The sequence below is a fragment of the uncultured Anaerofustis sp. genome (assembly GCF_938029165.1).
GTDB lineage: Bacteria > Bacillota > Clostridia > Eubacteriales > Anaerofustaceae > Anaerofustis.
The window spans coordinates 1-9,700 of record NZ_CALHFB010000040.1; the positions used below are offsets into that span (position 1 = coordinate 1).

8 protein-coding genes are annotated in these 9,700 nt (G+C 39.8%); all 8 read left to right on the forward strand.

Features of this window, described 5'->3' with window-relative positions:
• Positions 1 to 539 precede the first annotated feature (539 nt).
• The 8 genes from mraZ to ftsW all read left to right on the forward strand — a co-directional run bounded on the left by mraZ (position 540) and on the right by ftsW (position 9,533).
• The gene (gene mraZ / locus Q0516_RS07085; RefSeq protein WP_007049476.1) at positions 540 to 977 is read left to right on the forward strand and encodes a division/cell wall cluster transcriptional repressor MraZ; all 438 of its coding nucleotides are present in this window, start codon (positions 540 to 542) and stop codon (positions 975 to 977) included.
• A complete protein-coding gene (gene rsmH, locus Q0516_RS07090) occupies positions 977 to 1,903 on the forward strand; it encodes a 16S rRNA (cytosine(1402)-N(4))-methyltransferase RsmH (protein WP_294468839.1) in 927 nt (308 codons plus the stop codon). The genes mraZ and rsmH overlap by 1 nt, the downstream gene beginning before the upstream one ends.
• 44 nt (positions 1,904 to 1,947) lie before the next feature.
• Complete coding sequence (locus Q0516_RS07095) at positions 1,948 to 2,367, forward strand: hypothetical protein (protein ID WP_294468841.1); 420 nt, start codon at positions 1,948 to 1,950, stop codon at positions 2,365 to 2,367.
• 15 nt (positions 2,368 to 2,382) lie between these two features.
• On the forward strand, positions 2,383 to 4,584 hold the full coding sequence (locus tag Q0516_RS07100) for a penicillin-binding transpeptidase domain-containing protein (protein ID WP_294468842.1): 2,202 nt from the start codon (positions 2,383 to 2,385) through the stop codon (positions 4,582 to 4,584).
• Between the two features lie 74 nt (positions 4,585 to 4,658).
• Complete coding sequence (gene murF, locus Q0516_RS07105) at positions 4,659 to 6,032, forward strand: UDP-N-acetylmuramoyl-tripeptide--D-alanyl-D-alanine ligase (RefSeq protein ID WP_294468846.1); 1,374 nt, start codon at positions 4,659 to 4,661, stop codon at positions 6,030 to 6,032.
• A complete protein-coding gene (mraY, locus tag Q0516_RS07110; RefSeq protein WP_257481202.1) occupies positions 6,032 to 7,036 on the forward strand; it encodes a phospho-N-acetylmuramoyl-pentapeptide-transferase in 1,005 nt (334 codons plus the stop codon). The genes murF and mraY overlap by 1 nt, the downstream gene beginning before the upstream one ends.
• An 11-nt stretch (positions 7,037 to 7,047) precedes the next feature.
• Complete coding sequence (murD, locus tag Q0516_RS07115) at positions 7,048 to 8,424, forward strand: UDP-N-acetylmuramoyl-L-alanine--D-glutamate ligase (RefSeq protein WP_257481201.1); 1,377 nt, start codon at positions 7,048 to 7,050, stop codon at positions 8,422 to 8,424.
• Positions 8,425 to 8,429: 5 nt separating this feature from the next.
• Positions 8,430 to 9,533, forward strand: a complete 1,104-nt coding sequence (gene ftsW, locus Q0516_RS07120; protein ID WP_294468849.1) for a putative lipid II flippase FtsW — start codon at positions 8,430 to 8,432, stop codon at positions 9,531 to 9,533.
• Positions 9,534 to 9,700: the final 167 nt, after the last annotated feature.

Genomic DNA, 9,700 nt, shown 5'->3' on the forward strand with positions numbered 1-9,700 from the left:
GACCCCGCTGGGCGCGGTGCCTAAGCCTTCGGCAAAAGGGATATTAAACTTACATAAGTCATTCAACCGCATATTACCTGAAAGAGTTATTACATTTAATTTAAGATAGAACTTCTTATATAAGAGGTTTGTGAAAGGGACGCTAGCCTACCTCTTGATAAAGATAGTTTTACATTTGATATTCGCAAAACTTTTTTGCAAAGGGGATGGGGTAGCGGTCGTTTCAAAAATCTCGGGCAGAGATTTTTAGAAAATCCGACCGCGTTAAAAGCCACCACGGCGGTTGAGTGAAAGAATTTTTATCCCTTTTTGTTTCTTCGGACAAAAAAGGGTGGGGTTTTTAAGGGGTGAAACCCCTTGAATGTTTGTTTCTTTGAAAAAAGAAAATCTTATCCACAGGTTATCCACGGAAATTTAGAAAGTGTGTTCTAAAAAGATTAAAATTACCAAAAAACATTAAAAAAAATCCATTTTTAGTTGCGTAAGGTGGTATGAGGTGGTAAAATAAACACATAAATTGGTACAGAGTGGTAAGAATTATGCTATCAGGAGAATATAATCATTCGGTTGACACAAAAGGAAGAATAAATGTACCTGCCAAATTCAGATGTGAACTTGGTGATTCTTTTATTATGTGCAAAGGTCTTGATAAGTGTATCTCGGTCTATCCGAAATCGGCTTGGGACGAGCTTGCCGCGAAGATAAAAAGTCTTCCTACCACTGACAGGAACGCCAGACGTTTTTCAAGGTTCATCCTCGGCAGTGCCCTTGAATGTACTCCCGATAAACAAGGGAGAACAAAGGTTTCCGCTTCTTTGATGGAATATGCGGGAATAGAAAAGGACATAGTCGTTGTAGGTGTTGAAACCAAGGTTGAAATTTGGGACAGCAAAGAATGGGCTAAATACAATGACGTATCCGATGACTGCATGGAAGATGTGGCACAGGAAATGTTTGAAGCGGGGATAACTCTATAATGAAACACATCAGCGTTTTATATCAGGAAACGATAGACATGTTAAATATAAAAGAAGACGGGATATACGTCGACGGTACCATGGGCGGTGCGGGGCATAGCCTTGGAATATGTGAAAAACTGTCGGAAGAAGGGTACTTCATAGGTATAGATCAGGATGATTTTGTATTTGACAGGGCTGAAGAAAGACTTAAAGGTACAGACTGCAAAAAAGAATTCGTGAGAGGGAACTTTCATGATATCAAAGACATATTAATGGATATAGGTATAGATAAAATAGACGGGATGATGGCAGACCTAGGGGTCTCTTCATTTCAAATAGATGACGAGACGAGAGGCTTTTCTTTTAAAAAAGACGGTCCTTTGGACATGCGGATGGATAAATCCAAAAGCTTTTCGGCAAAGGAACTTGTAAATACTTATTCTTATGAAGATTTAAGAAGGGTCATAAGCGAGTACGGCGAAGAGCAGTTTGCGGGAAACATAGCCAAACACATATTAAAAAACAGGGAAGAAAAACCCATTGAGACTACATATGAACTGGTAGAGATAATCAAAAATGCCATTCCGAAGAAGTTTCATCAAAAGAAACACCCCGCAAAGAAAACATTCCAGGCTATCAGGATAGAAGTAAATGATGAAATCGACGCATTGAAGCAGTCGGTGGAAGATATGATAGATGTCTTAAATAAAGGAGGAAGGCTGGCAGTTATAACCTTCCATTCTCTCGAAGACAGGATAGTAAAAAAAGTATTTTCGGAGTATGCAAAAGGGTGTACATGCCCAAAGGAATTCCCGGTATGTGTATGCGGGAATACACCTAAGGTAAAGGTGCTTGCGAGGAAGCCTGTTTTACCTACCGAAGAAGAAATAGAAGAAAATCCTCGTTCAAGAAGTGCAAAGCTTAGAGTAATCGAAAAACTTTAAGTAATAATAAGATAAATTTTAAAATATAATTTAAGGAGCAGCAAATGACAAGAGAAAAACAAAGTGCTAGATATGAACAGAAGAAAAATGAAAAAGTATTTACTTTTGATACGGTTTTGTTTCTATGTCTGATTGCCGCGATTTTATTATCTGTTATTACTTGGCAAAGTTACAGGATAAACAGGACGGATATTGAGATATCTAAGCTTGAAAATCAATTAAAAGATGCTAAAATGTTAAATGACAGTTTAGAGGGGAAATTACTTGCCAAGAGAGACTTGAACAAAGTCCAAAAGGTAGCAACAGAAAAATATGGTATGATTAAGCCGGGGAACAGTTATTTTGTTGCGGTAAATGTACAAAGCGAAGATGAAGCTCTTACCGACAGCAAAAGTGCCAGTGCACAAAATACAAAAGGCGGGAATGCACTCTCTAAATTATTTAGTGGTTTCGCCGGCAATTAGTAAAGGTGGTCACTTTTGAAAACTTTTTTAGATCTTAGACAAAAGAAAAGGATATTATTTATATTTGCTTTTGTATGTATATTATTTATAGCACTGGTGTGTAAGCTGGTGTACATACAAGGTTTCAAAGCAGTTGAATACGGAAATAAACAATCAGCCATGTTGATGCAGCGTCTTCCCATAACGGCGTCCAGGGGAGATATCTATGACAGAAACATGGCTTTACTTGCGAAAGACGCGACTTGTTCGAGTATATATGTTTCTCCCGCAAGTGTGGATAAAAACAAGAAAAAAGAAGTAAGCGAATACCTTGCAAAGATGCTTGACCTTAAATATGAAGATGTATATAAAAAGGTAAGCAACGCTTCTTCAAACAACGAACTTATAAAAAGAAAAGTGGATAATTCCGTAGGACTTAAAATAAAAAATAAAGGCTATAACGGTGTATCCGTCACAGAAGATAAAAAGAGATATTACTCTAACGGTAAATTCGCTTCTCATTTATTGGGCTTCACAGGTGTGGATCATCAGGGACTTTACGGTTTGGAAGCCAGCTATAATGACGTACTTGCAGGTAAAGACGGAGTAGTCCTTTATCAAACCGACGGCAGCGGAAGAAAGATAGCTTCGGGCAGTGAAGTAAGACAGGAAGCGACAAACGGAAGTAATCTTGTCCTTTCCATTGACAGCGTTATCCAGATGTACGCGGAAAATGCCATAGAGACGGGGATAAAGAAGACAGGCTCGAAGAGAGTAATGGCTTTGGCAATGGACCCTTCAACAGGGGAGATACTCGCCATGGCGACAAACCCAAGCTATAACCTAAACGATCCATGGAAACTGGATAATTCATTTAAAAAGAAGATGTCTTCGGAATTTTATAAAACCACAAAGAGCGGTAAGAAAAAGAAAATGACAAACAGCGAAAAGCTTGCTTTGATGTGGGATAACCCAAATATCAGTTTGAACTACGAACCGGGTTCTACGTTCAAACCCGTGACGGTTTCCTCTGCACTGGAAGAAGGCTCAATAGATAAGTCTTCAAGATTTTACTGCAAGGGGTATAAAGTAGTTGCGGGAACAAAAATAAGATGCAGTGTCTATCCAAACGGACACGGGAGTCAGTCTCTCGGAGAGACCCTTGCAAATTCATGCAACCCTGCCATGATGGAAATCGCCATGCGTATGGGACCCGACACATTCTACGATTATATATATAACTTCGGTTTCGGTTCAAAGACGGGCATATCGCTCGGCGGAGAAGAAGGAGGGATAGTTCCTCCCAACCAAGATGTGAATGTAGTAGACTTTGTAACAAAGGCTTTTGGTCAGGGTATATCCACCACTCCTATCCAGATGATGATGGCTCTTTCTTCTACGATAAACGGCGGATATCTGTTAAAACCTCAGCTTGTTAAATACGTTACCGAGGGAGAAGACAATACCGTTACCACGACATATGAAAAAGAAGTGGTAAGACAGATAATATCAAAAGATACTTCTTCGACTATGCGTAAGTATTTAAGAGGGGTTATAACAAAGTCCGAAGTACTTAAAAAGTATGATACGAAATCACTTAAAATGGGCGGCAAGACGGGTACTGCTCAAAAGATAGTAGACGGAAAGTACTCGCATTCAAAATATGTATGTTCGTTCTTTGGTTTTGCTCCGTACAACGACCCTAAAATTGCGGTAATAGTCCTTTGCGATGAACCTACCAACGGACGTTACGGAAGTACGACCGCTGCACCTATCGCATCTGAAATACTCAAGAATTCGGTAAACTACTTAAAGACCAAAAGCGATGACAGTTCAAAAGATATCAAGACACTCAGCACAAAAGTCGTGGTTCCCGATGTAAGAGGGGAAAGCCTTACGGATGCAAAGAGCCTGCTTGATACTCTAAAGATAAAATATAAGGTAAATTATAAAAATAAAAAAGTCAGTGATGATAACGCAGTGGTTGTAAGTCAGACCAACGTTCAGGAAACATACTCGAAGACGATAACTCTGACTGTAGATGATTCTTCTTCGGAAAATGTTACCATGCCTGATTTAACCGGTATGAGCGTACAGAGTGCAAACGAAGCATTGACCAAGATAGGTCTTACTATGGAGATAAAAGGCGGAGGCATCGTTCAGTCACAAAGCATAAAGGCAGGTACAAGTGTTAAAAAGGGTACTAAAGTAACTGTTACATTCAAATATGTCAAGTAATTGCTCATAAAATGTTTTTATCAAACGCAAAAAGTGATATAATAAGACACATATTAAAATATATGAGGTAATGTATGAATGGTATAGGTATAGATGCACTATCGGAAATGATAAACGGTAAGATAATCCGTGAGGGAAAAGAAAATTTAGTGACCGATGTGGTCATAGACAGCCGACTTGCGAAAAAAGGAAGCGTGTTTTTTGCTCTCGACGGGACGGAAATGGACGGACATGATTTTGCCGTGAGTGCTTATAAAAACGGTGCTTGTGCGATAGTTGTAAAAAGAGAAATAGAAGGGGCGGAGTGTTATCAAATCAAAGTCGATGATACTCTAAAAGCCCTTTACGATATGGCAAAGAGCTATAAGGATAGATTTGATATCCCTTTTGTAGCTCTTACCGGAAGTGCGGGAAAGACAACCACAAAGGATATGACGGCAAGTGTCTTAAGTAAAAAATATAAAACGATGAAGACCATAGGGAATTTCAATTCCACCACGGGAGTACCACTAACTCTTTTCAACCTTGAAGAGGGAGATGAAATAGCCGTAGTGGAAATGGGTATGAACCATAAAGGCGAGATAGAAAAAGTAAGCGGACTTGTAAATCCGGATCTTGCCATGATAACGAATGTCGGTGTTTCTCATATCGAAAATTTGGGAAGCAAAGAAGATATATTTAAAGCAAAGATGGAAATAACAAAAGGGCTTAAAAAAGGCGGGACCCTCCTTGTTAACGGAGATAGCGAATTTTTTAAGGATTATACAAACGACGAATTCAACGTCGTTAAAGTCGGTATCGATCACGGGGATCTTAGAGCTGCCGATATCTTATATAGCTCAAAGGGAGCGAAGTTTATGGTGAATTACAATGGTAAAAACTATACTTTCTGCACTAAGGTCCCCGCTAAATACAGCGTTTACAATGCACTTTTCGCAATATACACAGGATTTCACTTCGGGCTTAGCTACGAACAAATAAAAGAAGGATTGGACGATTTTATGCCTACAGGTAACAGGATGAAGATAGAAGAAGTAAACGGCATTACACTAATAGACGATACTTATAATTCAAATCCCGAAGCTTTAAAGGAAGCTTTAGGTTTACTAAACAGGATCGGCGGCAATAATAGAAAAGTAGCTGTTCTCGGCGATATGCTCGAACTCGGAGAAAAAAGCGGAGAAGAGCACGAAAAATGCGGTAAAGCCGCTGCCGAAAACGGGGTGGAGCTGCTTCTTTCATGCGGAGACTACGCTATGCACTATATCAAAGGTGCCGGCGAAAACGGTATGGATCCGGGCAAAGCACTATATTTTTTCGAGAAAAATTATTTGGTCGAAGAAGTATTTGATTTTCTAAAAGAAGGTGATTTTGTATTGGTAAAGGCTTCAAGAGGCATGAAATTTGAAGACGTTGTCGATGCGATCAAAAAAGGAGGAGTATTTTAATGGTATATTCAATTCTTGCTACCCTTATTTCATTTGCGGTAGTGGTTTTACTTACACCAAAATTCATACCTTTCCTGCAAAGACTGAAAATGGGTCAGACGATCAGGGAACTGGGACCGAAGAGCCACTATAAGAAAGCCGGTACGCCTACTATGGGCGGGCTTGTGATGATGCTCGGCATACTTGTCACATGCATAATTTTCTTTTCAAAAGCGGACGGAGACCTTGTCTTCGCTCTTTTTGTGACTCTTATATTCGGACTTATAGGCTTCCTTGACGATTATATAAAAATGGTTCAAAAGAACAGACTTAACTCGGAAGGAGGCGTCCTCGTACCTTATCTGGGAATGCTTCCTATTCAAAAACTGCTTTTACAGTTTTCGGCTGCGGGTGCGGTTGCGGTTTATGCTGCTTTTCACCCTTCCATCGGAACGAGTATAGTGGTTCCTTTTACTAATCTTAACTGGGACCTCGGGTGGCTTTATATACCTTTTGTGGTAATAGCGATAGTTGCTGTGGTAAATGCCGCAAACCTTACGGACGGACTTGACGGGCTTGCCTGCGGTGTAACTATGATAATAGTATTCTTCTTCCTTGTATTTTCCCTAGCAAACGGATTTACATCGATGAATATATTCTCTGCGAGCGTGATAGGTTCCTGTCTCGGGTTCTTATGCTATAACGCACATCCTGCTTCCATATTCATGGGGGACACGGGGTCTATGGCTCTCGGCGGTGCGGTGGTGATAATCTCTATCTTCACAAGGTCGGAACTTTTCATATTGATAGCGGGGGGAGTTTACTTCGTAGAAGCATTATCGGTACTCCTTCAGGTGGGATACTTCAAGAAGACCGGAGGAAAGAGACTGTTTAAAATGGCGCCGATACATCATCACTTTGAACTTCTCGGACACCATGAAACCAAGATAGTGACTTGTTTTTGGATAACCACGGCAGTGCTTGTGATGATTTCACTTTTATCACTTCCTATTATGTTTAATTAAGGAGTAGAAAAATGGATTTAAAAGACGGAATATATATGGTTGTGGGGGGCGGCAGAAGCGGCGTTTCCACAGCTAAATTTTTAAGCGGTAAAAATAAAAAGGTTTATTTAACTGATACGAAGGAATATGAAGACATAGTTCCTTTGGGATTTGGGATAGATACAATAAAAAATGATAAAAATATAACATTCATACTCGGCAGACAGCCTAAGGAAGAAGAAATAAAAGAATGTGAAATGATGATAGTTTCGCCTTCGGTTCCTCCTAAGGCTTTTCCTATAGTTACGGCTAAAAAGAATGACATACCCGTGTACTCGGAATTTGAATTTGCGAATTCTTTTTGTAAAGGTTATGAAATAGCCATAACAGGGACAAACGGCAAAACCACAACCACGACTTTGGTGGGAGATATCTTTGAAAATGCGGGATATGATACTTATGTAAACGGGAATATCGGCAATTCATTCATAAACGATGCGGTAAAAGGGGACGAAAACAGTGTATACGCTTTGGAAGTAAGTTCTTACCAGCTTGAACTTACGGATAAATTCAAACCCGATATCGCTATCATGACGAATATCACCCCCGACCATCTCGAAAGACATGGTACATTCGAAGAGTATGTAAGGGTAAAGGAAAATGTATTCGTAAATCAGGATGAAAATGATTATCTCATAATAAATAAAGAAGATGAGATACTCATGGATTTAAGTAAGAATGCAAAAAGCAAAGTACTTACATTCACCGTTAAGGAAGATAAAAATGCCAATGCTTATTTAAAAGATGAAAATATAATCATCAATTTTAAGGGGGAAGTATATCCTCTTATTAATATAAACGAACTCAAGCTTTACGGACTTCATAACGTTATGAACGTTATGGCTGCTTCTTTGGCGGCGGCAGTAAAAGGTGTGAAAAAAGAAAATCTTGTAAATACTCTTAAAAATTTTAAGAGTGTTGAACACAGAATCGAGTATGTTGATACCGTTGACGGCATAGAATATATAAACGACTCAAAAGGCACCAACGTAGACGCTACGGTGACCGCTATGAAAGCGATGAAGAAAAAGACGGTGCTGATGCTGGGCGGATATGACAAAATGACACCTTTCGACGAATTAGCCAAAAGTATTAATGATAATATTAAATGTATCGTTTTGTACGGAGTCGTGCAAAATAAGATAAAAGATACTTTGGATAAATATGATTATAAAAATTATCATATGGTGGAAGGCGGATTTGACGAAGTGTGCAAAAAAGCAACTGAATTTGCGGATAAAGGAGAATGTGTGCTTCTATCTCCCGCGACTTCAAGCTTCGATATGTTTGACGACTACGAACAAAGGGGAAGAGCGTTTAAATCTTACGTAAAAAATTTGAAAGGATAAGTTAAATGAACGAAGGAAGAAAAAGGAAAAGGACAATGGATTACTGGCTGCTCCTTACGATTATGGGGCTTACCATATTTGGTATAGTTTCTATTTTTTCTGCCAGTATGTATAACTCGGGAATAAGCGGAAGTCCTTTTTCCTATTTTACCAAGCAGCTTATTTTTGCTATCATCGGGACTATCTTGATGATAACTATTTCAAATATAGACTATCGTAAAACAAAGCAGTTTGCTCCGCTTGTAATGATAGGCGTTATAGTGATGCTTGTTCTCGTACTCTTTATAGGTACGAACGTAAACGGAGCTAAAAGGTGGATAAGGATAGGAAGTCTCGGGACCATACAGCCCAGCGAGTTTACCAAAATAGCTCTTATACTTTTCCTTGCTTATTATATCGAAAGGAAGAAAGAACTTATAAGAAGTTTTCGTTACGGTATATTACCTGTCATAGGTCTTGCTTTAATCGTATGCGGACTCATTGCTTTGGAGCCTAACCTTTCTACTGCGACTATCATAGGTGCACTTATAGTAGGTATGCTTATAATCGGAGGCATGAACCTGAAATATTTCATACCCGTCGTAATAGCGGGTGTGGGAGGGATAGTCTTTATGATCATAAGTACCCCATGGAGACTTACGAGAATGCTCACTTTCCTTGACCCGTGGGCTGATATAAAAGGTGCAGGGTGGCAGATTTGTCAGTCACTTATGGCGCTTGGTTCGGGAGGGCTTCTCGGACGCGGTTTCGGTCAGGGTAAAGCAAAGCTTTTATTCATGCCCGAGCCTCAGAATGACTTTATATTCGCTCATATCGGTGAGGAAATGGGACTTATTTTCGGTATCATACTTATCGCGGTCTACTTATTCCTCATTTGGAGATGTGTGATAATCGCTCTTAATGCACCTGACAGTTTTTCTATGCTTTTCTGCGGAGGTATGGCGGGACTTCTAGGATTACAGGTGTTTATAAATATCGGTGTTGCGACGGCACTTATACCCGTTACCGGTATGCCTCTTCCATTCGTCAGTGCGGGGGCTAGCTCTCTTATATCTCTGATGTGCGGTATGGGGGTAGTACTTAATATATCCAAACACTGTAATATTTAACTCGCCCAAAAGGGCGAACCACTTTGCAGGGGATACCCTGCAACCCTCTATAAGGGACGCTGTCCCTTACACCACTATGTAGGGCTTCGCCCTACAACCGATTCCAGGGGCTCTGCCCCTAAAACCCCGGCACTTTTTAAAAGATTAAAAAGTACCAAAAAATCTCC

What these genes read in the sequence shown, in the direction of transcription:
- mraZ (WP_007049476.1), top strand. Translation starts at nt 540, where the DNA reads ATGCTATCAGGAGAATATAATCATTCGGTTGACACAAAAGGAAGAATA.
- rsmH (WP_294468839.1), top strand. Translation starts at nt 977, where the DNA reads ATGAAACACATCAGCGTTTTATATCAGGAAACGATAGACATGTTAAAT.
- Q0516_RS07095 (WP_294468841.1), top strand. Translation starts at nt 1,948, where the DNA reads ATGACAAGAGAAAAACAAAGTGCTAGATATGAACAGAAGAAAAATGAA.
- murF (WP_294468846.1), top strand. Translation starts at nt 4,659, where the DNA reads ATGAATGGTATAGGTATAGATGCACTATCGGAAATGATAAACGGTAAG.
- mraY (WP_257481202.1), top strand. Translation starts at nt 6,032, where the DNA reads ATGGTATATTCAATTCTTGCTACCCTTATTTCATTTGCGGTAGTGGTT.
- murD (WP_257481201.1), top strand. Translation starts at nt 7,048, where the DNA reads ATGGATTTAAAAGACGGAATATATATGGTTGTGGGGGGCGGCAGAAGC.
- ftsW (WP_294468849.1), top strand. Translation starts at nt 8,430, where the DNA reads ATGAACGAAGGAAGAAAAAGGAAAAGGACAATGGATTACTGGCTGCTC.